Genomic DNA, 21,375 nt, shown 5'->3' with positions numbered 1-21,375 from the left:
GAGAAAAAATCAGTTGGTGGCCCGGTCGGCGGGTTGCGCGGTCGACGGGGTGCCAGCGGTGGGCAGCACGGCGGGTGGCGGCTCAGACGGGCCGGGGGCACGGCGGTTGCGGGTGAGCAGGCCGATGATCGAGGGCCGGCCCTGGCTCTTGTTCCAGACATCCACCCCCACAGCTGCCAGCAGTACGAGGCCCTTGATGATCTGCACCAGGTCTGACCCCACGCCGAGCAGCTGCAGACCGTTATTCAGCACGGCCATCACGAGGCCACCCACGATGGAGCCGATGACGGTGCCGATTCCGCCGGAGACGGCGGCTCCGCCGATGAACACGGCGGCGATCGCGTCGAGCTCCCAGCTGAGGCCGTCCTGGGGGCCGGATGCCCCGGCGCGAGCTACGAAGATCATGCCGGCCAGGGCGGACAGGATCGACATGTTCATCATGACGAGAAAGTTCACCCGCCGGGAGTTGACCCCGGAGAGTTCGGCGGCGAGCTTGTTGCCGCCGACCGCGTAGACGTGCCGGCCGAGGATGGTGTTGCGGGTGACGAAGCCGTACAGCAGCACCAGCACGCCGAGGATGATGCCCGAGACCGGGAAGCTCGTGCCGACCCGGCCGCCGGCGAACAGGAACGTGGCGTAGATGACCACGGCGTCGAGCAGGCCGACCTTGACGATGCTCGCCCAGAGCGGCGCCGACTCGGAGTGCATGGTCTTCTGCACCTGGCGTGCGCGCCATTCCCGCACGGCGATCGCAATGGCGATGACCAGGCCGATCAGCAGGGTGAGGTTGTTGTAGCCGGTGTCGGGCCCCACTTCCGGCAGGTAGCCGGCGCCGATCGTCGTGAACCCCTCGGGTACGGGCACGGTGTTGGCGTTGCCGATGAACTGGTTGCCGCCGCGAAAGATGAGCATGCCGGCCAGGGTCACGATGAAGGCGGGAACCCCGATGTAGGCCACCCAGAAGCCCTGCCAGGCACCGATCAGCGCCCCGACGAAGAGACCGAACAGGATGGCGACCGGCCAGGGAAAGTTCCAGTCCGCCATCGAGCTGGCCACGACGATCCCGCAGAACGCGGCGACGGATCCGACGGACAGGTCGATGTGGCCGGCGATGATCACCATCACCATTCCGATGGCCAGGATCAGAATGTAGGAGTACTGGCTGACCAGGTTGATCAGGTTGCCCGAGCTGAGGGTGAGGCCGTCGGTGAGAATCTGGAAGAGAATAATGATCGCGATCAGGCTAAACAGGATTCCGAATTGTCGGATGCTGTTTCGTCCGTTGCCGAACCGGCGTTTCTCGGTCGATTGTGTCGCGACCGGGGTTGTGTCGCTCATACTGTGCGCACCTTCTTCCTGGCAGAGGTCATGCTCTTCATGAGGGTTTCGGGGTCGGCGTCGGCCGCGTCAATGCAGTCCGTGACCGTGCCCTCGAAGATCGTGTAGATGCGGTCGGCGAGTCCGAGCAATTCGGGAAGCTCGGAGGAGATCAAGATCACGCCCTTGCCCTGGGCGGCGAGCGTCTGGATGATGCCGTAGATCTCGAATTTGGCCCCCACATCGATGCCGCGGGTCGGTTCGTCGAGAATGAGAATGTCGGGGTCGGTGAACATCCACTTCGCCAGCACGACCTTCTGCTGGTTACCGCCGGAGAGTTTGCTCACGCCCATGTCCACCGTCGGCGTCTTGATCCGCAGGTTCTTGCGGTACTCCTCGGCGATCGCGTATTCCTTGGAGTCGTTCACGACCGGTCCGGCCGAGATCTTCGAGAGCTTGGCCGAGACGACCGATCGTTTGATGTCGTCGAGCAGGTTGAGGCCGAGCGCCTTGCGGTCTTCGCTGACATAGGCGAGCCCATGTTCAATCGCCTCCCCCACGCTGCGCAGTTCGATCTCCTTGCCATCCTTGAAGATCTGGCCCGAGACGAAGTTTCCGTAGGAACGGCCGAAGATGCTCATGGCCAGCTCGGTGCGGCCGGCGCCCATCAGACCGGCGATGCCCACGATCTCGCCCTGGCGCACGGTGAGGTTCGATCCCTTGGCGACGAGTCGCTCCGCCACCTGCGGGTGCTGCACGGTCCAGTCCCGCACCTCGAAGAACACGGGGCCGATCTGGGGGGTGTGCTCGGGAAACCGGCTTTCCAGGCTCCGACCGACCATGCCGCGAATGATGCGATCCTCGTTGACCCCGTCGGCGGCGATGTCGAGCGTTTCAATGGCCTTGCCATCACGAATGATGGTGATCGAATCGGCAACCTGTTCGATCTCGTTGAGCTTGTGCGAGATCATGATCGAGCTGATGCCCTTGCTCTTCAGCCCGCGAATCAGGTCGAGCAGATGCTGGGAGTCCGACTCGTTCAGCGCTGCGGTCGGTTCGTCGAGGATGAGCACCTTGACGGATTTGTTGAGCGCCTTGGCGATCTCAACGAGCTGTTGTTTGCCCACGCCGATGTTCTTGATCAGGGTGTCCGGGTCGTCGCGCAGGCCGACCCGCGCGAGCAGTTCGTAGGCCGTGCGCTTGGCACCGACCCAGTCGATGCCGCCCCACCGGGTGGGCTCGTTGCCGAGAAAGATGTTCTCGGTGATGGACAGCTCGGGAATGAGCGCGAGTTCCTGATGGATGATCGCGATGCCGGCCGCTTCGCTCGAACGGATGTCCTTGAACCGCATCTCGCTGCCCTCGAAGTAGATATCCCCCGAGTAGGAGCCGTACGGGTAGACGCCGGAGAGCACCTTCATCAGGGTCGACTTGCCGGCGCCGTTCTCGCCGCAGATGGCGTGGATCTCACTGGCTTTCACGGTGAGGGAGACGTTGGACAGCGCCTTGACGCCGGGGAATTCCTTGGTGATGGATCGCATTTCGAGAATGACCGGGCTGTTCAACATTGAAGCCTTCCCTTGTCGTCGTCGACCGGTGTGAGCTCCAACTGTGTGTGGCATTGAACCCGCAGAGCGCCAGAGCTTTGTCATGCTGGCCCTGAGCCTTGCTCATGTCAAGTGGCCACCGGTAACGCTCCGATAACACGGCGCTCACCGGGGGGAAAGCTCCCCTCACCCGGGCGCACGGCAGGCAGAACGCGCAACAATGGGGCCATGCCAATTCTCAACAAGGACATGACCCTGTGCATCTCGCTCGCCGCCCGGCCGAGCAACATCGGCACCCGGTTCCACAATTTTCTCTACGACGAACTCGGTCTCAACTTCGTCTACAAGGCCTTCGCCCCGGTCACCCTCGAGGGCGCAATCGCGGGCGTGCGGGGCCTCGGCATCCGCGGCTGTGCCATCTCGATGCCCTATAAAGAAGCGGTGATCGCGCTCGTGGACGAGCTCGATGCATCCGCTCTCGCCATCGACTCGGTGAATACGATCGTGAACGACGACGGGTATTTGCGCGCGTACAACACCGACTACACGGCCGTGCGCCGACTGATCGAGCAGCACGCGGTGTCGCCGGAGCTGTCGGTGATCGTGCAGGGTAGCGGCGGCATGGCCAAGGCCGTCGCGGCCGCGTTGCGCGATGCGGGGTTCGCCGCCGGCACCGTCGTGGCGCGCAACGAGGTCACCGGCCGGGCCCTGGCCACGGAATGCGGGTACGCGTGGGCACCGCGGGTCGGCGAGTTGACGGCGGACCTGATCGTGAACGTCACCCCGCAGGGCATGACCCCCGACGAAGACCAGCTCTCATTCGAGCCGGCGACGATCGCGGCCGCCCGGATCGTCTTCGATGTTGTGGCGTCGCCGTCGGAAACGCGACTGATCCAGACCGCGCGGGAGGCCGGAAAGCCCGTCATCACCGGCGGCGAGGTGGTCGCCCTCCAGGCGGAAGAACAGTTCGTGCTGTACACCGGCATCCGCCCGACGCCCGAGCAGATCGCCCGGGCGTCAGCCTTCTCCCGCGCGGCCTAGGAAGCGGGCAGCGCCGCGTCGAGGTCGGCGATGAGGTCGCGCACGTCTTCAATGCCGACCGAGAGGCGCACGATGTTGTCGGCGACTTCGAGCTCCGTGCCGCGCACCGAGGCGTGGGTCATCTCGGCCGGGTAGTTGACGAGGGATTCCACGCCGCCGAGTGATTCGGCGAGCTGGAACAGGTGCATCGACTCGGCGAAGGTGCGGGCCACGACCGCGCCGCCCGTGAAGGCGATGGAGATCATGCCGCCGAAGCCGCTCATCTGCCTCGCAGCCAGCTCGTGCCCCGGGTGCTCGGGCAGGCCCGGGTAGTAGACCCGCTCGATGGCGGGGTGCGCCTGCAGGTGCTTCGCAATGGCGAGGGCGTTGCTCGAGTGGCGTTCCATACGCACTGAGAGGGTCTTGATGCCGCGCACGGTGAGCCAGGCGTCGAGCGGGGCCGCGACCGGGCCGGCGGCGAACTGGATGAACGTCGCCTTCTCCGCGAGCTCGTCGTCGTTGATGACGAGGCCGCCGCCGAGAACGTCGGAGTGGCCGCCGAGGTACTTGGTGGTCGAGTGCACGACGACGTCGGCGCCGTGGGCGAGCGGATGCTGCAGCGCGGGTGACGCAAAGGTGTTGTCGACGATCACGACGAGGCCATGACGGTGCCCGAGCTCACTCAGCGCCGCGATGTCGCTGATCTTCATGAGCGGATTGCTCGGCGTCTCGACCCAGAGGATCTTGCTCTCGCCGGGGATGATCGCGGCTTCGACGGCGGCGAGATCGCTCATCTCGACCGTGGTGTTGCGGATGCCCCAGGCGCCGTGCACCCGGTTGATCAGACGATGGGTGCCGCCGTAGACGTCGTTGCCGAGCACCACGTGGTCGCCCGGTGCGAGGATGGCGCGCAGAATGGTGTCCTCAGCGGCGAGTCCGCTTGCAAAGGCGAGGCCGTGCTTGCCGCCTTCGAGGGCGGCGAGCAGGGTCTCGAGCACGGTGCGGGTGGGGTTGCCGCCGCGGCTGTACTCATAGCCGCCCTTGAGGTTGCCGATGCTGTTCTGCACGTAGGTCGAGGTCTGGTAGATCGGCGGAATCACGGCTCCCGTGGTGGGGTCGTAGGCCTGTCCGGCGTGGATGGCGAGGGTGTCGAAGTTGTGCGTCGTGCTGTCAGTCATGGCTGTCCTTATAAAGAAGAGTGAAAGGTATCAGAGGCTCAGGTAGGTGAGCAGGTCGTGGCGGGTGATGACGCCGAGTGGTTTGCCGCCGTCGGTCACGAGCAGCGCGTCGTGCGTGGCGAAGGCCGCGCGGGCGGTGCCGACCGGCTCGTTCACCCCGATCAGTGGCAGGGCGTCGCCGACGATCGTGCTGACCCGGTCGGTGAGTTTCGCCTCCCCGGAGAAGACGAGGCTCATCAAGGCGCGCTCGTCGAGGGCGCCGAGCACCTCGCCCATCACGACGGGCGGCTTGGCGCTCAGCACGAGCAGCTGCGAGACGCTCGAGCTCGTCATCGTCTCGATCGCGTCGTGCACGGTGTCGCTCGGGTGCACGTAGACGAAGGCGGGCATCAGCCCGGTCTTCGAGGTCAGCAGGTCGGCGACCGTGTGACCGGCCGGTGCGTTGGTGAAACCGTAGCTGCGCATCCACCCGTCGTTGAAGATCTTGCCGAGGTAGCCGCGGCCCCCGTCGGGCAGCAGCACTACAACGGTGTCGTCGGCGGTGAGGGTTTCGGCGAGGCGCAGCGCGGCGACGACCGCCATTCCGCTCGATCCGCCGACCAGGATGCCCTCTTCGAGGGCGAGCCGGCGGGTCATGGCGAAGCTGTCGGCATCCGTCACTGCGATCACCTCGTGCACGACCGAGGGGTCGTAGGCGCCCGGCCAGAAGTCCTCGCCGACGCCCTCGACGAGGTAGGGGCGGCCGGTGCCGCCGGAGTAGACCGAGCCTTCCGGGTCGGCGCCGACGATGCGCACGGTGTCGCCCGAGATCTCGCGCAGGTAGCGGCCCGTGCCGGTGATCGTACCGCCGGTGCCGACGCCCGCGACGAAGTGGGTGACGGTGCCGTCGGTGTCGCGCCAGATTTCGGGGCCGGTGGTCTCATAGTGGCTGAGCGGACCGTTGGGGTTGAAGTACTGGTTGGGCTTGAAGGCGCCCGGAATCTCGCGCGCCAGCCGGTCGGACACGCTGTAGTACGAGTCGGGGTCGTCGGGGGCGACGGATGTCGGCGTCACTACGATCTCGGCGCCGTAGGCGGTGAGCACATTGCGTTTGTCCTCGCCGACCTTGTCGGGAAGCACGAACACGCACTTGTAGCCGCGCTGCTGGGCGACGAGGGCCAGGCCGACCCCGGTGTTGCCCGAGGTCGGTTCGACGATCGTGCCGCCGGGCTTCAGGAGGCCGTCACGCTCGGCGGCATCGATGATGCGCACCGCGATGCGGTCTTTCGCCGAGCCGCCCGGGTTCAGGTATTCGAGCTTCACGAGCACCGTGGCCGCCACGCCATCCGTGACCTTGTGGAGCTTGACCAGCGGGGTGTTGCCGATGAGGTCAAGAATAGTGTCGGCAATCTGCATCGGAATGAGTCCTTTGTATGCGGTGAAAAGTGTGCGGTGAGAGTCTGCGAGAGGAGTCGGCCGCGGCATCCGTCGACCCCTTCAACTGTATCCCGGGGTATCGGGAGGTTCCCAGCCGACGTCCGGGGTCACACTGATACGTTCGAATAGATACTGCACGAATGTTTACTGCACCATCGAGAGAGGCCCCCGTGACGCCCAACCCCGGCTCCCCCGCAAACAAAGCATCCGTCAAAGAGCAGCGCGCCGCCCAGCGGGCGAAGAAGCTCGAGGAATACCACCGCACCCAGAAACGCGCCAAGCGCAACCGGCGCATCGGCATCATCGCCGGTTCCGTCGCCGGGGTCGCCATCGTGGGCGTCATCATCGCCTCGATCGTGCTGAGCCCGCAGGCGGCCAACTATGCCGGCGGCGGTGACGGTGACGCATCGACGATCGAGGGTGTGGAGACCTTCGAGAACACGGCCGCGCACGTCGAAACAGCGGTGACCTACGAGCAGACCCCGCCGGCCGGCGGCGAGCACGCCTCCGCGTGGATCAACTGCGGCGTGTACTCCGAAGCGGTTCCCAACGAGAACACCGTGCACGCACTCGAGCACGGTGCGCTCTGGGTGACATACGACCCGAGCCTCGGCGACGAACAGCTCGAGACCCTCAAGGCCGTGCTGCCATCGACCTACGTCGTGCTCTCGCCGTTCGAGGGCCTGCCCTCCCCCATCGTCGTCAGCGGTTGGAACTCCCAGCTTCAGGTCGAGGACGCCAGCGACCCGCGCATCACGGAGTTCTTCCAGGAATTCTGGAAGGCCTCGACCGTGCCAGAGCCGGGTGCCCCCTGCACCGGCGGCATTGATGCGCCCGGCAAGGAATCCTAAGTCTCACCATGACTGAGACGGAGGCCGCGGCGGCCGCCCCCCGCCGCGGTGTGCGCCGGGTCACGCTGTTGGTGGCGATCATGCTGACCGCTTTGGTCGTGGGCGTCGCCGCGTTCTCGGTCGGTCGGCTGAGTACGCTCGTCGACCCGCGGCCGAGTGATACGAGCGCCGAGGCCGGGTTTGCCCGGGACATGCAGACCCACCACAACCAGGGGGTCGAACTCGCGCTCATCATTCGGGACCGCACCGATGACGAGGCCGTGCGCCGGCTCGCCTACGACATCACCGTCACCCAGGGCCAGCAGTCGGGGCAGATGTACGCCTGGCTCGTGCTCTGGGACCTGAGCCAGGCTGGCGCCGAACCGTCAATGACCTGGATGACCCGGCCGGCCCCGACGGACTCCGGCTCAGACTCGGGTCATGCTCACGACACCGAGCATGTTGCGGGCGAGCCCATGCCCGGGCTCGCGACGAGTGAGCAGATCGCGTCGCTGACCGCGGCATCCGGTATCGACGCTGAGCGCGAGTTTCTCACGCTGATGATCGCGCATCACCAGGGAGCGGTCGAGATGGCCGAGGCGGTGCTCGACCGCAGCGACAACTCCACCGTGCGCGGGTTCGCGAACGCGGTGGTGCTGAGCCAGAAGTCCGAGATCGACCTGATGACCGGCATGCTCGAGGACCGCAGCTAGCGGCATCCGTCGCCTGAGCCGACGCGGCCGTGTGGTGCAGAGCAAAAGCGCCACTACGCACCGCCGCGCCAGTTCCACGGCACGGCGCAGCACCCGCGCACCTCACCAGCGCCCGATCCGCGCTCGGCGCAGCTACCGCGCAGCGGCGCAAGTACAGCGCAGCGGAGCACCCGCGGCTCGACTTCGGCGCAACGCGGCATCAACGCCGCTGCGCCATAGGCACGCCTACCGCGCACCGGCGCAAGTACCGCTCGGCTCGCCAGCGCGCGAGACGCGCTCGGCGCAGGTACCGCGCAGTGGCGCAAGTACCGCTCGGCGAGACCGCAGCCGGCGGGGCGCACCGGGGATGGGGCCGGTCAGTCGGCGGGTAGTGGGAAAGGCACGGGTGACGACGTGATCTGCCGGGCGTAGAGGTTCGCGTAGACGCCGTCGGCCGCCAGCAGTGCCGAGTGTGTGCCGCGCTCAACGATGCGGCCGCCGTCGATCACGAAGATCACGTCGGCGTCGACCACGGTGCTGAGGCGGTGGGCGATGGCGATCGTGGTGCGGCCGTGGCTCGCGGTGTCGAGGGCCGCCTGCACGACCCCCTCCGAGATCGAGTCGAGGGCGCTCGTCGCCTCGTCGAGAATCAGCACCGGCGGGTCCTTCAGCAGCACCCGGGCAATCGCGATGCGCTGCTTCTCACCGCCGGAGAGCCGGTAGCCGCGCTCCCCGACGATGGTGTCGTACTTCTCGGGGAAGGAGTCGATGGTGTCGTGGATGTTCGCCGCCCGTGCGGCGTTCTCGAGCTCCTCGAGCGTCGCGTCCGGTTTCGCGTAGCGCAGGTTCTCGGCAATGGATGCGTGGAACAGGTAGGTCTCCTGGCTCACGATTCCGATGTGGGAGACGAGCGACTCCTGCTCGAGATCGCGCACGTCGACGCCGCTGAACACCACCCGGCCGGCCGAGGCTTCGTAAAACCTGGGAATCAGGTACGACACCGTGGTTTTCCCGGCGCCGGAAGGACCGACGAACGCCGCGAACTGGCCGGGTTCGATCGTGAACGACACCGCGTCGAGGGTGGGCTTCGATTCCCCGGTCGAATCGGGATACGCGAAGGTGACGTGGTCGAACGCGACACGCCCCAGCTCCCCCGCCCCGGCTGCCCCGGCCGCCGGAACCCTCAGAGCCGCCGGCTTGTCGCTGATCGCCGGCGTCAGGTCGAGGTACTCGAAGATGCGGGCGAAGAGCGCACTCGAGGTCTGCAGGTCGAGCGCGACCCGCATGAGGCCGAGCAACGGAAAAATCAGCCGGGCCTGCACGGTGGTGAACGCCACGATCGTGCCGGGGGTGACATCCGTCGTGCCATTGAACATCAGGTAGCCGGCCACGAGGTACACGATCGCGGGGATGCTGGAGAGGAAGATGCTGACCGTGGCGAAAAACCATTGGCCGCTCATCTGCTGGCTGACCTGCAGCCGCACCTGGTTGGCGTTCTCGTCGGCGTAGCGGGCGATCTCGTTCTGCTGTCGGGTGAAGCTCTTCGACAGCAGGATGCCCGAGACGCTGAGGGTCTCCTGGGTGATCGCCGTCATGTCCGAGAGCGATTCCTGGGTCTTGCCGGCGATGCGCGCGCGCACCTGGCCAACCCGGCGCTGCGCGAACACGAGGATCGGCATCAGCACGAGGGCCACGATCGTGAGCTGCCAGTTCAGCAGCAGCATCGCCACGAAGGCGGCGATCACGGTGACGGTATTGCCGAGGATGCTGGAAATCGTGTTGGTCAGCACGCTCGCGACGCCGCCCACATCGTTCTGCAGCCGGGACTGGATCACCCCGGTCTTGGTCTTGGTGAAGAAGCTCAGTTCCATCGCCTGCAGGTGGGTGAACAGCCGCACCCTCAGCGCTCCCATGACCGAGTTGCCGACCGTCGCCGTCAACCAGGTCTGCCAGACGCCGAGCAGCGCCGATACGAGGTAAACGCCGAGCATCAGCCCGACCAGGGTGCCGAGAATGGGGAGGTTCGGCACGTTGCCGGGCGGGAACAGCCCCTCGTCGAAGGCGCGCTGGGTGAGCAGCGGCGGGATCACCGAGAGCGCGGCGCTGACCAGAACGAGCACCACGGTCACGATCAGGGTGGCCCGGTGGGGGGCGAAGAGCGCGAAAATGCGTTGCAGAAGGTGGGGAATGCGGGGCGCTTCGGCGTTCTCGGCGCGCTGCGCCACGGCATCCGCGCTGCTCACGCGGTTGCGTTTCATGCCGGCGTNGCGTTCTCGGCGCGCTGCGCCACGGCATCCGCGCTGCTCACGCGGTTGCGTTTCATGCCGGCGTTCTGCCGCGGACCCACTCCGACCGAACCGTGACCGTGCCCTGAACTCATACGCTCATTTTAGGTGCTGCCGAGGGCCCCATTCGGCGGCCCACTCGCGGCTCCTCAGACGTCCCGAGTGAGCAGTTTCTGCACTTCCCGGGCTCGGGAAGTGCAGAAACTGCTCACTCGCGGAGGTGGTGCGGGCTACCCCTTCGTGGAACCGGCGAGGAGGCCGCGCACGAAGTAGCGCTGCAGGGCGAAGAACACGATCAGCGGCACGAGGATCGAGATGAACGCGCCGGCGGTGAGCAGATGCCAGTCCTGACCACGGCTACCCGACAGCTCGGCGAGCAGCTTCGTCATGGGCGCGACGGCGCCGTCGGCGAAGATCAACGCCACCAGCAGGTCGTTCCAGACCCAGAGGAACTGGAAGATCGCGATCGAGGCGAGGGCCGGCATCGTCAGCGGCAGCACGATGCGGAAGAAGATCTGTCCGTGACCGGCGCCGTCCACCCTGGCGGCCTCGATGACCTCGGCCGGGATCTCGGAGATGAAGTTGTGCAGCAGGTAAATTGCCAGCGGCAGCGCGAACATCGTGTGCGCGATCCACACCTGAGTGTAGCCGCTGTTATCGGCGAGGGCCGTGACGATCGGGTAACCGAAGATCTCGCCGCGGGAGAAGAACTGCAGCAGCGGCACGAGGGCCATCTGGATCGGCACGATCTGCAGGGCGAACACCGCGATGAACAGCGCGTTCTTGCCGCGAAAGTCGATCCAGGCGAAGGCGTAGGCGGCGAGGCTTGCGATGAGCAGCGGCAGCAGCGTCGCCGGCAGGGTGATCGCCAGGGAGTTGATGAACGACCCGGCCAGGTTCAGCTGGCTGTTACCGGCCGCGAGCGCTTCGGAGTAGTTGTCGAGGGTGAGGCCCCAGTTCGAGAAGATGGTCCACCAACCGGTGGTGCGCACCTCCTGCGCGGGCCGGAACGAGGAGACGAACAACCCCAGCGTCGGCACGGTCCAGAGCACCGCGATGAGGAGGGCGGCGATCGTCGCACCACGGCTGGTGAGGCGCTTCTTCGCTTTTCTGGCAGCGGATACCTTCGCGCCGCGTACCGGACCGCGCGGTTCAGGTTGGGTGGCCGGCTCTACCGGCAGGTCGACAGCCGTGCTCATCGGATTTCCTTCTGCTTCTGGATCTGGCGGGCGTTGTACACAACGATCGGGAGCACGAGCAAAAACAGCACCACGGCGAAGGCCGCCGAGCGCCCCTGTTCGAAGTTCTTGAACTGGGTGTACATCTCGTTGGCGATGACGCTGGTGTCGTTGGAGCCGGCGGTCGTCGTGCGCACGATGTCGAAGACCTTGAGCGAGACGATCGAGATCGTGGTCAGCACCACGATGAGGGAACTGCGGATGCCCGGAACGGTCACGTTCAGAAACTGCTGCCAGGCATTGGTGCCGTCGAGTTCGGCGGCCTCCAGCTGCTCGGCAGGTACGCCCTTGATCGCGGCGGAGAGCACCACCATGGCGAACCCGGTCTGCACCCAGATCAGGATGACAATGAGGAACAGGGTGTTCCACGGGGCGACGGCGAGAAAGTCGACGGGTTGTCCGCCGAAGAAGACGAGAATGCCGTTGAGCAGCCCGATCTGTTCCTGGTCGGCCGGACGGGCCGTATAGACGAAGCGCCAGATGATCGAAGCACCGACGAGCGAGATGGCCATGGGCATGAAGACGAGGATCTTGAAGTATTTCTCGCCGCGGCTCTTGTCGATGAAGACCGCGTACGCGAGGCCCGCGATGGTGGAGATCAGCGGCACGATGAGCACCCACACGACGGTGTTGCCCACGGTGCGAATCGCGTCGGGCTGAGTGAACACCCAGATGAAGTTGTCGAAGCCCACAAACCGTTCACCGCGCGAATTCATGAAGGCCTGGATGGTGGTCTGGATGGTCGGGATGATGAGACCGACAGCAAGCAGCAGGATCGCCGGGGAGAGAAACCCGACGAGTTGAAAGAGATAACCGGCACCCTTTCGGGCGCGGAAGTCGATGATGAAGAACAGTCCACCCAGTACGGCCGCGCCGATGATGGCCCACGGGTATGACCCGGCAAGCAGCAAGATCAGCAGGGGCGCTGCCACGCACACAACGAGGCGGATGACCGTGTAAACGGTGCCCGATCGGGGTGCGATTTCAACGAAGAAGAGGATGGCGCCGATCACGGCGGCAAAGGCCAGGATCACGATCGGGATTTGCACCAGGGCCGGCAGCTGCGCCAGCCAGGCAAAAAACGCGGACATTGGGGGCCTTTCGAGTGAGGTACGACGGTGGACTGAACCCGAGTCGGAACGTAGCTACAAAGTTGTTGATGAAGGCCGTGCTGACGGATGCCCGTGACGCGGGCCGTCCACGATGAGGTGGACGGCCCGCGCCGCAGGCGGATGGTGCCGGTGCTGCTAGCTCGACGGCCAGCCGGCTTCGATGCCCGTGAGCACCTCGTCGGTCGGGGTTCCGTTGATCCAGTCGGTCATGCCCTTCCAGAACGTTCCCGAGCCGACGGCACCGGGCATCAGGTCGGATCCGTCGAAGCGGAACGTGGTGTTCTCGTCCTGCAGGATGGTGATTGCTTCCTGGAGGATCGGGCTCTGCGCGTTGGCCGGGTCGAGACCCGTGTTGGCGCTGATCACTCCGCCGAGGGCGACGCGGCTGTTGGCCCAGTCATCACTCGAGAGGTAGGCCTGAACGGCCTGGGTGTCGGCGTCGTCGGAGAACGCTGCGACGATTTCGCCACCACCGGTGACGGCTTGGCCGTCGGAGTCGTTGGAGGGGGTGAGGAACGCCCAGACGTCGCCGTCGGGTCCGACCTCTCCACCGGCATCCGTGATGAAACCGTCGAAGAACGAGGCCTGGTGGGTCATGGCGCAGGTTCCGTTGGCGACCGGGGTGGCCACGTCACCGAAGGCGGTGCTGTTGATCGAGGTCACGTCGCCGAGGGAGGCGTTGACGTAGTCCGGGTTGAGCAGAATCTCGCCGACGGCGTCGAGGGCGCTGGCGATCGCCGGGTCGGTGAAGGGGATTTCGTTGTTGACCCACTGGTCGTAGACGTCGGCGCCGGCTTCGCGCAGGACGAGGTCTTCGACCCAGTCGGTGCCGGGCCATCCGCTGGCCTCACCGGAACCGAAGCCGGCGCACCAGGGCGCGGTTCCGGTCGCGGCCTGAATGGTGGCGGTCACCTCGAGCAGTTCGTCCCAGGTCTCGGGAACGTCGACACCCCATTCGGCGAACTTGGCCGGGGAGTACCAGATGAAGCCCTTGACGCTGGCCATCAGCGGTGCGCCGTAGAAGGTGTCGTCGACGGTGCCGTAGGCCTTCCAGTCCGCGCTCCAGAACTCGTCGACGTTGTCTTCGACGGCCTGCGGGGCGGGCTTCAGGTAGTTGCGGGTCGCGAGGTCGGCCATCAGGCCCGGCTGCGGGAAGATCGCGAGGTCGGGGGCACTGCCACCCTGCGCGCGAATGGAAATCTGGGCCTCGAACTCTTTCGAGGCTTCGTACTGGATGTCGATACCGTTCTCGGTCTCCCAGTCCGCCCAGGACTGCTCGAGCAGTTCGGCTTCGGTCTCGGAGATGGTGCCATAGACGCTGACAGTTCCGTCGCCCTCGGCGCCGGCATCCGCTGTGGTGGTGCCGGGGCCGCCGGAACAACCGGCGAGCGTCAATCCGGCGATCGCCGCAATGGCGATCGGTGCTGTGAAGCGACGGTGCAGGGAAGACCGCATCTGTATTTCTCCTCATTGAGTGGGCTGTACACGGGCCGTCCCGCGGGTTTCAGGAACCGGTTCCACATGTCAAAGTACGTGAGCAGATGACGGTTTGCAACCTTCTGAGGTCACAAAACGGTACTAATCGAGAAATAGAGTCGAAGGACCTGACGTCCACCCCCCAAAAGCCCGTCGTGACCGAACCGTAATCCCGGCTCGATGTGGAATCGGTTTCACACATCCCATCACCGCGCTAGTCTGTGCTCTACGAAGAAGCACGATTCCAACGTCGGAGGCCACGCTATGAGAGCAATCGCCGATGTCGCGCGCCTCGCCGGCGTCGCCAAGGCCACCGCCAGCCGCGCGCTCAGCGGCCGCGGCTATGTCTCGGAGGAGACCCGGCAGAAGGTCGTGGATGCCGCCCGGTCCATCGGCTACGTGGCCTCCCCCAATGCGGCGAGCCTCGTCACCGGGCGCACCAAGAGCGTCGGGGTGATCATCCCGTTCATCAATCGGTGGTTCTTCGCCGAGGTGCTGGAGGGAATGGAAGTGGCCCTGCTCGAGCAGGGCTACGACATGACCCTGTACAACCTGCCGGCAGCGAGCCCCGAGCGGGACCGCATTTTCGAGTACTTCCTCGCCCGCAAACGTTTCGACGCCGTCATCTCCGTCGGCGTCGCCCTGAGCGAGACCGAGGTCGACCAGCTGCACCGCCTCGGACGCCCGCTCGTGGGCATCGGCGGTCCGATCCGCGGCGTGCACACCATCGCCATCGACGACGTCGAAGCTGCCCGCCTAGCCACCGAGCACCTGCTCAGCCTCGGCCACACCGACATCGTGCACGTGGGCGGGGTGCTCGTCGACGAGATGGACTTCGCGGTGCACAGCAACCGCCTGCGCGGCTTCACCTCGGCCATGATGAGCGCCGGGCTGGCCACCGACGGATGCTTCTACGCGAGCGAATTCACCCTGCCCGGCGGCCATGCGGTCGGCATGGAGGTGCTCGGTGACCCGCGTCGTCGCCCGACGGGTATCTTCGCCGCCTGTGACGAGATCGCCGTCGGCATCATCGTCGCGGCGCGCGAGCTCGGCATCAGCGTTCCCGCCGACCTCTCCGTGATCGGGATCGACGGGCATCCGTATGCCGAGATGTTTCGGCTCACGACCCTGGAGCAGCACCCGCGCGAACAGGGACGTCTCGCCGTGGTGTCGCTGCTCGCCGAGCTCGATAACCCCACCGAGCACCGCGCGGACGGCGAACTCACCGAGCTGCCGCCCCGACTCGTGATGCGGGCCAGCACGAGCGGACCGCGTCCGAAGGCCTGACATCGGTCGGCCTGCACAGCGACAGAAAAGGGCGCCATCCTCGCGGATGACGCCCTTTCTTTCGTGCATGGTTCTACCAGATGGCAGACGCCGGTAACTCTCGAATCAGACCCCTCGCGGGGCCTCGATTACTTGAGGGTGACGGTGGCGCCAGCGGCCTCGAGGGAAGCCTTGGCCTTCTCGGCTGCATCCTTGGCAACGCCCTCGAGGACGGCCTTGGGCGCGCCATCGACAACGGCCTTGGCCTCGCCGAGGCCCAGGCTGGTGAGCTCGCGCACAACCTTGATGACCTGGATCTTCTTGTCGCCGACGGCGTCAAGGATGACGTCGAACGCGGTCTGCTCTTCGACCTCTTCAGCAGCAGCGGCGGGGCCAGCGGCTCCGGCAGCGGCGACGGGAGCGGCTGCGGTGACCTCGAAGGTCTCCTCGAACGCCTTGACGAACTCGGAGAGCTCGATGAGGGTCAGGCCCTTGAACTGCTCAAGCAGGTCTTCAGTGGAAAGCTTTGCCATGATGTACTCCTAATAGTTTCTTAAAGATTTCGTGAACCGTGAAACAGGCAGATGCCTAGTTCGCGGACTCCTGCTTTTCACGCAGCGCGTCGATGGTGCGAACAGCCTTCGACAGCGGTGCCTGGAAGAGATAAGCGGCTCCGAACAGCGATGCCTTGAAGGCGCCGGCCAGCTTGGCCAGCAGCACCTCGCGGGACTCGAGGTCGGCAAGCTTGCCAACCTCCGCTGCGGTGAGCGGGTTACCGTCAAAGTAACCGCCCTTAACCACCAGGAGGGGGTTTGCCTTGGTAAAGGTACGCAGGGTCTTCGCGACGGCGACGGGGTCTCCGTGCACGAAGGCGATAGCGGACGGACCGACAAGTTCCTCGTCGAACGAGGTGATGCCGGCGTTGTTGGCCGCAATCTTGGTGAGCGTGTTCTTTACCACGGCGTACGTGGCGTCCTCACTGATGGAGACGCGCAGGCTCTTGAGCTGCGCAACAGTGAGACCGCGGTACTCGGTGAGCAGAACGGCGGTCGAGCTCTGGAATTTCTCCGTAAGCTCGGCGACCGTTGCTTCCTTGTTCGCCATGGTGCTCCCTAAAAATATGGTGTCATGTGCCGGGTAGCCCCTGGAGCAGACATGAAAAAAGCTCCAGCGCAGGGCGCCGGAGCTTGGGGAACAATCCATAGGACTGCAACTGAACTTCGAACACCTGCGCGGGCCGTTCACGTGAATGAACCTTCGGTCACTTCGCTCATTTCTGGGCAAGGCGACAACCGGCGGTCTGTGGCTATCGATAACAGTACGTCACGGCATCCGTCAGCGCAAATCGAACCCGTGCACATCAGACCCGTGCACATCGAGCCCGGCGTGAAGCCCCACATTTAGTTGACACGTGTCTACTATCTACATATAGTTGACATCTGTCAATTAGAAATCGGAGTTCCATGTCACGCGTGCGCCCCATGATCGCGGCCGACGGCACCATGACGCATCGGCAGGTGCTCGAGGCCCTGTCCGGCCTGCTGCTCGGCATGTTCGTGTCCATCCTGGCCGGAACGGTGGTCAGCACCTCGTTGCCGGTGATCATCGCCGACCTCGGCGGCGGCCAGTCCTCGTATACGTGGGTCATCACCGCGACCCTGCTTGCGACCACCGTCTCCACGCCGATCTGGGGCAAGTTCGCCGACCTGTTCAACCGCAAACTGCTCATCCAGCTGTCGCTCGTGATCTTCGTGCTGGGCTCGGCGCTGGCCGGATTCTCGCAGGACACCGGAACCCTCATCGGCTTCCGCGTGCTGCAGGGCCTCGGCGCCGGCGGCCTGGCCGCCCTGAGCCAGATCATCATGGCCGACATCATCAGCCCCCGGGACCGCGGCAAGTACGCCGGCCTGTTCGGTGCCGTCATGGCGCTCGGCACCGTCGGCGGCCCGCTGATCGGCGGCGTGATCACGGATGCCTTCGGCTGGCGCTGGAATTTCTTCATCGCCCTGCCCGTGGCGATCGTCGCCATTGTGCTGCTGCAGCGCACGCTGCGGCTGCCCACCCGAGCCAAGCGCGCCGTGAAGATTGACTACCTCGGCGCGGTGCTCATCGCCGGCGGGGTGTCACTGCTGATGATCTGGGTGACGCTCGCGGGGACCAACTTCGAGTGGGCATCCCTCACGACGCTCGTCATGGTCGGAGGGGCGGTGCTGCTGCTCGTCGCCGCGGTGATCGTCGAGGCGACCGTCGACGAGCCGATCATTCCGCTGGCCATGTTCCGCAACCACACGTTCAGCATCGCCACTGTCGCGAGCATCTCGGTCGGCGTCTCCCTGTTCGGCACCTCGCTCTTTCTCAGCCAGTACATGCAGCTGGCCCGCGGCGCCACGCCCACCCAGTCCGGGCTACTGACCATCCCGATGATGGGCGGTTTTCTCGTCTCGTCGACCGCGTTCGGCATGCTGATCAGCCGCACCGGCAAGTGGAAGGCGATCATGGTCACCGGCAGCGTGCTCGTGGTCACCGGGCAGGTGCTGCTCGGCACGCTCACCTCCACCACCAGCCTCGTGCTCGTCGGCGTGTACATGTTCGTGCTCGGAGCCGGCCTCGGCTCGCTCATGCAGAATCTCGTGCTCGTGGTGCAGAACGCCATCGACGTCAAGACCCTCGGCGTGGCCACGAGCGGCATCACGTTCTTCCGCAGCCTCGGCGGCACGGTCGGGGTCTCGGTTCTCGGTTCGGTGCTCGGAACCGTCGTAACCGACGGCATCCGTCGCGGCGTGGGCGCCCTCGAACCAGCCCAGCAGGCCGCGGCGGGCAGTGTGCTCGGCTCGGGAACCATCCCGGATATCTCCGAATTGCCGCGGGTGCTGCAGGTGGTCGTTGAGGCCGCCTACGGCTCCGGCGCTGGCACGGTCTTTCTGCTCGGCGCTCCCCTGGCGCTGGTCACCGTGATCATGGTGGCCGTGCTGCCGAACATCCCACTCGGCGGCAAGACCGCCATCGCCCGCGCCCATGCTGAGGGCCAGCAGCAGGCGGCGGATGCCCGCGGGCAGCGCGAGCGGGACGACATGGAGGACATCCTGATCGACGTGAGCACGGCATCCATCGCCCTCACGCCGGTGGGACGGCACAACCCGCCCGGGGCCCTACCCTTAAGCCGTGACTGAGAGTGCGAATGAGAAGCCCGAGACGAGCGCCATGATCACCGAAGTCGTCGAGGAGATGAACGTGCTTGCCAGCAGCATTCGCGCCAGCCAGCGCGAGGGAGCCGCACGCATCGATCCCCGGTTGCAGGCCTTCGGCCTCAGAATTCTGCGGCAGCTGTCCCGCAACGGGCCGACCCACGCGAGCGGCCTCGCCACGCTGCTCGCGGTGGATAAGAGTGTCATCAGCCGGCATACCAAACCGCTCTGCGAGCTGGGCCTGGTGGAAACGCAGCCCGATCCGAATGATGGTCGCGCACATTTCCTGGCCGTGACTCCCTTGGCCGTGGCCAAGCTCGACGAGTTGCGCGCGGGCGACACGGCGATCGTGCACCGCCGCCTGTCCAGCTGGAGCACCGAAGACCTGCACGAGCTGCGGCGGCTGCTGGCCCAGCTCAACACGCCCTAGCGCGGCCGGGATTCAGGCCAGCGGCAAGGAGACACGGAAGGCCGTGCGACCGGGTTCGCTGTCGACCGTGACCTCGCCGTGGTGCGCGGTGACGACGGCCTCCACGATGGAGAGTCCGAGGCCCGTGCTTCCGGTGCCGCGGAACCGTGACGAGTCTCCGCGGGCGAAGCGCTCGAACAGGGTCGCTTTGAGATCCTCGGGGATGCCGGGGCCGTTGTCGGTGATCGTGATCACGGCGCGGCCGTCGTCGGCGGCGAGCGCTACCTCGACGGTGGTGCCGGGTTCGGTGTGCACGCGGGCGTTGGCGAGCAGGTTGGCAATCACCTGGTGCAGCCGCGGCGCGTCGCCGAGCGCTTCGACGGGTTCTTCGGGCAGGTCGAGGTTCCAGACGTGGTCGCGGCCGGCGGCGTGGGCGTCGCTGACGGCGTCGACGAGCAGCATGGTCAGGTCGACGGGCTTCTGCTCGAGTTCACGCCCCTCGTCGAGGCGGGCGAGCAGCAGCAGGTCTTCGACGAGGCCGGTCATGCGCACCGACTCCGATTCGATGCGGCCGAGCGCGTGCAGGGCATCGGGCGGCAGCTCCTGGCCACTGCGCCGGGTGAGCTCTGAGTAGCCACGGATGGAAGCGAGGGGCGTGCGCAGCTCGTGGCTGGCATCCGCGACGAACTGGCGCACCTTGCGTTCGCTGGCCTGCCGGGTCTCCAGGGCCAGGTCGACGTGGTCGAGCATGCGATTGAGGGCGGAGCCGACCCGGCCGACCTCGGTGCGCGGGTCGGTGTCGGCCGCCGGCACCCGGTCGACGAGGGAGACCTCGCCCCGGTCGAGCGGCAGCCGGGACACCCGTGCGGCCGTCTCGGTCACGCGCTGCAGGGGGCGCAGGGCCAGGCGCACGATCCAGGCGGCGACGGCGGCCGCGCCGATCAGTCCGCCGAGGGAGACGAAGCCGATGATGGCGGCGAGCTGGGCGGCGGTGCCGTCGACGGTCGACAACGGCAGGCCGACGAGGTAGACCACCCCGCTGCGGCTGGTCTCGGCGATCACCCGGTAGTGCCCGAGGGAGCCGTGCAGGTCGACGGTCATCGGAGTCGAGACCCGCACGTGCTCGGCGAGCTCGGCGACCTGGCTGGCGCTGAGGGACTCGATCGCGCCGGTTTCGTCGTTGGTATACCCGGTCGTGATGGTCGTGCCGTCGAACACGAGCGCGAGCAGGCCGGGCGGCTGGGCGGGACCGCCCAGAATATTGTCGGCGGTCGGCGCGCCGAACAGGCCGGGCAGCGAGCCGCCCCGGTCGTCGCCGTCACCGTCGTTGCCGCCGAGGGCCGCGCCCGAACGATCGGCCGCGGAGCGCAGCTGGGTGTCGAGGCCGGTCAGCAGGTTGCCGCGCAGAATGGCCACGCTGATCACGCCGATCACAATACTGACGAGCGCCAGCAGGCCGACGACGGCGAGCACGAGGCGCCGGCGCAGGGTCCACGGCGCACGCGCGGCGCGGGGCCTCGACCCGGCTTCAGGCGTCGGGACGGTCACTGGCGTATCGATGGTCACTGGGCGGTCTTGAGCATGTAGCCCGCGCCGCGCACCGTGTGGATCATCGGGTCACGGCCGGCGTCGATCTTCTTGCGCAGGTAGGAGATATAGATCTCGACGACGGATGATTTTCCCCCGAAGTCGTAGCTCCACACCCGGTCGAGAATCTGCGCTTTGCTGAGCACCCGGCGGGGATTGCGCATCAGAAAGCGGAGCAGTTCGAACTCGGTCGCGGTCAGTTCGATCTGGGTTCCGTCGCGGAACACCTCATAGCTGTCCTCGTCGAGGGTGAGATCGCCGACGCTGATGCGCGGGTCGGTGGATTCGGCCACGGCGAGGGTCGAACGGCGAATCAGGCCGCGCAGCCGGGCGACGACCTCTTCGAGGCTGAACGGTTTGGTGACGTAATCGTCACCGCCGGCGGTCAGGCCGGCGATCCGGTCATCGAGGGAGTCCTTGGCGGTCAGAAAGAGCACCGGGGTTTCGGAGCCGTCGGCGCGCACCCGCTGCAAGACCTGCAGGCCGTCGATGTCGGGCAGCATGATGTCGAGCACGATCGCGTCGGGCCGAAATTCGCGGGCGATCGTGAGCGCCTGACGGCCCTCCCCCGCGGTGCGCACCTCCCAGCCCTCGTAACGCAGGGCCATCGAGAGCAGGTCGGTGAGCGTGGGCTCGTCGTCGACCACCAGCACGCGGATGGCGCTGCCGTCGGCCTTGTGCAGGCGCGGACCATGGATCGACTGGGGGACGGCTCGTGTGCTCATGACTCCTATTATTCGCAGCTTTGCTATGAACCGGCTATGGGTGGTCTTGGGCTTACCTGTGGGGCAGCCCGGTGCATCCGCTTCACCGGCGG

18 protein-coding genes are annotated in these 21,375 nt (G+C 66.1%); 6 read left to right on the top strand and 12 right to left on the bottom strand.

What is annotated here, in order from left to right; translation table 11 throughout:
* Positions 1 to 9 precede the first annotated feature (9 nt).
* The gene (gene mmsB / locus D6T64_RS20215; RefSeq protein ID WP_119976464.1) at positions 10 to 1,338 is read right to left on the bottom strand and encodes a multiple monosaccharide ABC transporter permease; all 1,329 of its coding nucleotides are present in this window, start codon (positions 1,336 to 1,338) and stop codon (positions 10 to 12) included.
* On the bottom strand, positions 1,335 to 2,885 hold the full coding sequence (gene mmsA, locus D6T64_RS20210) for a multiple monosaccharide ABC transporter ATP-binding protein (RefSeq protein ID WP_119976463.1): 1,551 nt from the start codon (positions 2,883 to 2,885) through the stop codon (positions 1,335 to 1,337). Before mmsA ends, mmsB begins: the two co-directional genes overlap by 4 nt.
* A 207-nt stretch (positions 2,886 to 3,092) precedes the next feature.
* On the opposite strand from mmsA, the gene D6T64_RS20205 reads away from it, so the two are divergent.
* On the top strand, positions 3,093 to 3,905 hold the full coding sequence (locus D6T64_RS20205; protein WP_119976462.1) for a shikimate 5-dehydrogenase: 813 nt from the start codon (positions 3,093 to 3,095) through the stop codon (positions 3,903 to 3,905).
* On the opposite strand, the gene D6T64_RS20200 is transcribed toward D6T64_RS20205, so the two are convergent.
* Both D6T64_RS20200 and D6T64_RS20195 read right to left on the bottom strand, forming a co-directional pair.
* On the bottom strand, positions 3,902 to 5,062 hold the full coding sequence (locus D6T64_RS20200) for a cystathionine gamma-synthase (protein ID WP_119976461.1): 1,161 nt from the start codon (positions 5,060 to 5,062) through the stop codon (positions 3,902 to 3,904). The genes D6T64_RS20205 and D6T64_RS20200 overlap by 4 nt on opposite strands.
* Before the next feature lie 30 nt (positions 5,063 to 5,092).
* Positions 5,093 to 6,457, bottom strand: coding sequence for a cystathionine beta-synthase (locus D6T64_RS20195; protein WP_119976460.1), 1,365 nt, complete (start codon positions 6,455 to 6,457; stop codon positions 5,093 to 5,095).
* 191 nt (positions 6,458 to 6,648) lie between these two features.
* On the opposite strand from D6T64_RS20195, the gene D6T64_RS20190 reads away from it, so the two are divergent.
* Positions 6,649 to 7,329 (top strand): DUF3105 domain-containing protein, encoded by a 681-nt coding sequence (locus D6T64_RS20190; protein ID WP_233551456.1) that lies wholly within the window; start codon positions 6,649 to 6,651, stop codon positions 7,327 to 7,329.
* Positions 7,330 to 7,337: 8 nt separating this feature from the next.
* Positions 7,338 to 8,021: a DUF305 domain-containing protein gene (locus D6T64_RS20185; protein WP_119976458.1), complete on the top strand. Its 684-nt coding sequence runs from the start codon at positions 7,338 to 7,340 to the stop codon at positions 8,019 to 8,021.
* Positions 8,022 to 8,377: 356 nt separating this feature from the next.
* Here the strand turns inward: D6T64_RS20185 and D6T64_RS20180 are convergent, their stop codons facing one another.
* The 4 genes from D6T64_RS20180 to D6T64_RS20165 all read right to left on the bottom strand — a co-directional run bounded on the left by D6T64_RS20180 (position 8,378) and on the right by D6T64_RS20165 (position 14,090).
* Positions 8,378 to 10,258 (bottom strand): ABC transporter ATP-binding protein, encoded by a 1,881-nt coding sequence (locus D6T64_RS20180; protein ID WP_119976457.1) that lies wholly within the window; start codon positions 10,256 to 10,258, stop codon positions 8,378 to 8,380.
* 257 nt (positions 10,259 to 10,515) lie between these two features.
* Positions 10,516 to 11,484, bottom strand: coding sequence for a carbohydrate ABC transporter permease (locus D6T64_RS20175; protein ID WP_119976456.1), 969 nt, complete (start codon positions 11,482 to 11,484; stop codon positions 10,516 to 10,518).
* Positions 11,481 to 12,614, bottom strand: a complete 1,134-nt coding sequence (locus D6T64_RS20170; protein WP_119976455.1) for a carbohydrate ABC transporter permease — start codon at positions 12,612 to 12,614, stop codon at positions 11,481 to 11,483. The genes D6T64_RS20175 and D6T64_RS20170 overlap by 4 nt, the downstream gene beginning before the upstream one ends.
* Before the next feature lie 156 nt (positions 12,615 to 12,770).
* Entirely contained in the window at positions 12,771 to 14,090 is a 1,320-nt protein-coding gene (locus D6T64_RS20165) for an ABC transporter substrate-binding protein (protein ID WP_119976454.1), read from the bottom strand.
* A 285-nt stretch (positions 14,091 to 14,375) separates the two neighbouring features.
* On the opposite strand from D6T64_RS20165, the gene D6T64_RS20160 reads away from it, so the two are divergent.
* A complete protein-coding gene (locus tag D6T64_RS20160) occupies positions 14,376 to 15,398 on the top strand; it encodes a LacI family DNA-binding transcriptional regulator (protein WP_119976453.1) in 1,023 nt (340 codons plus the stop codon).
* A gap of 128 nt (positions 15,399 to 15,526) precedes the next feature.
* Here the strand turns inward: D6T64_RS20160 and rplL are convergent, their stop codons facing one another.
* The gene (gene rplL / locus D6T64_RS20155) at positions 15,527 to 15,910 is read right to left on the bottom strand and encodes a 50S ribosomal protein L7/L12 (protein WP_119976452.1); all 384 of its coding nucleotides are present in this window, start codon (positions 15,908 to 15,910) and stop codon (positions 15,527 to 15,529) included.
* 55 nt (positions 15,911 to 15,965) lie between these two features.
* Complete coding sequence (rplJ, locus tag D6T64_RS20150; protein ID WP_119976451.1) at positions 15,966 to 16,481, bottom strand: 50S ribosomal protein L10; 516 nt, start codon at positions 16,479 to 16,481, stop codon at positions 15,966 to 15,968.
* Between the two features lie 359 nt (positions 16,482 to 16,840).
* Here rplJ and D6T64_RS20145 point away from each other — a divergent pair, with 359 nt between their 5' ends.
* Together D6T64_RS20145 and D6T64_RS20140 are read left to right on the top strand one after the other, a co-directional pair.
* Positions 16,841 to 18,547: an MDR family MFS transporter gene (locus tag D6T64_RS20145; protein WP_233551455.1), complete on the top strand. Its 1,707-nt coding sequence runs from the start codon at positions 16,841 to 16,843 to the stop codon at positions 18,545 to 18,547.
* Positions 18,540 to 18,992 (top strand): MarR family winged helix-turn-helix transcriptional regulator, encoded by a 453-nt coding sequence (locus D6T64_RS20140; RefSeq protein WP_147364625.1) that lies wholly within the window; start codon positions 18,540 to 18,542, stop codon positions 18,990 to 18,992. Before D6T64_RS20145 ends, D6T64_RS20140 begins: the two co-directional genes overlap by 8 nt.
* A gap of 12 nt (positions 18,993 to 19,004) precedes the next feature.
* Here D6T64_RS20140 and D6T64_RS20135 read toward each other — a convergent pair whose 3' ends face one another.
* Positions 19,005 to 20,519 (bottom strand): sensor histidine kinase, encoded by a 1,515-nt coding sequence (locus tag D6T64_RS20135; RefSeq protein WP_199719241.1) that lies wholly within the window; start codon positions 20,517 to 20,519, stop codon positions 19,005 to 19,007.
* A 14-nt stretch (positions 20,520 to 20,533) separates the two neighbouring features.
* Positions 20,534 to 21,283, bottom strand: a complete 750-nt coding sequence (locus D6T64_RS20130) for a response regulator transcription factor (RefSeq protein WP_119976448.1) — start codon at positions 21,281 to 21,283, stop codon at positions 20,534 to 20,536.
* Between the last annotated feature and the right edge of the window lie 92 nt (positions 21,284 to 21,375).

It is taken from the genome of Cryobacterium melibiosiphilum, from assembly GCF_003602235.1.
Taxonomy (GTDB): domain Bacteria; phylum Actinomycetota; class Actinomycetes; order Actinomycetales; family Microbacteriaceae; genus Cryobacterium; species Cryobacterium melibiosiphilum.
This window is presented reverse-complemented; position numbering and strand designations above follow the sequence as displayed.

Coding starts and splice junctions, on each gene's coding strand:
- mmsB (WP_119976464.1), bottom strand. CDS start 1,338: ATGAGCGACACAACCCCGGTCGCGACACAATCGACCGAGAAACGCCGG.
- mmsA (WP_119976463.1), bottom strand. CDS start 2,885: ATGTTGAACAGCCCGGTCATTCTCGAAATGCGATCCATCACCAAGGAA.
- D6T64_RS20205 (WP_119976462.1), top strand. CDS start 3,093: ATGCCAATTCTCAACAAGGACATGACCCTGTGCATCTCGCTCGCCGCC.
- D6T64_RS20200 (WP_119976461.1), bottom strand. CDS start 5,062: ATGACTGACAGCACGACGCACAACTTCGACACCCTCGCCATCCACGCC.
- D6T64_RS20195 (WP_119976460.1), bottom strand. CDS start 6,457: ATGCAGATTGCCGACACTATTCTTGACCTCATCGGCAACACCCCGCTG.
- D6T64_RS20185 (WP_119976458.1), top strand. CDS start 7,338: ATGACTGAGACGGAGGCCGCGGCGGCCGCCCCCCGCCGCGGTGTGCGC.
- D6T64_RS20180 (WP_119976457.1), bottom strand. CDS start 10,258: ATGAAACGCAACCGCGTGAGCAGCGCGGATGCCGTGGCGCAGCGCGCC.
- D6T64_RS20175 (WP_119976456.1), bottom strand. CDS start 11,484: ATGAGCACGGCTGTCGACCTGCCGGTAGAGCCGGCCACCCAACCTGAA.
- D6T64_RS20170 (WP_119976455.1), bottom strand. CDS start 12,614: ATGTCCGCGTTTTTTGCCTGGCTGGCGCAGCTGCCGGCCCTGGTGCAA.
- D6T64_RS20165 (WP_119976454.1), bottom strand. CDS start 14,090: ATGCGGTCTTCCCTGCACCGTCGCTTCACAGCACCGATCGCCATTGCG.
- D6T64_RS20160 (WP_119976453.1), top strand. CDS start 14,376: ATGAGAGCAATCGCCGATGTCGCGCGCCTCGCCGGCGTCGCCAAGGCC.
- rplL (WP_119976452.1), bottom strand. CDS start 15,910: ATGGCAAAGCTTTCCACTGAAGACCTGCTTGAGCAGTTCAAGGGCCTG.
- rplJ (WP_119976451.1), bottom strand. CDS start 16,481: ATGGCGAACAAGGAAGCAACGGTCGCCGAGCTTACGGAGAAATTCCAG.
- D6T64_RS20145 (WP_233551455.1), top strand. CDS start 16,841: ATGTCACGCGTGCGCCCCATGATCGCGGCCGACGGCACCATGACGCAT.
- D6T64_RS20130 (WP_119976448.1), bottom strand. CDS start 21,283: ATGAGCACACGAGCCGTCCCCCAGTCGATCCATGGTCCGCGCCTGCAC.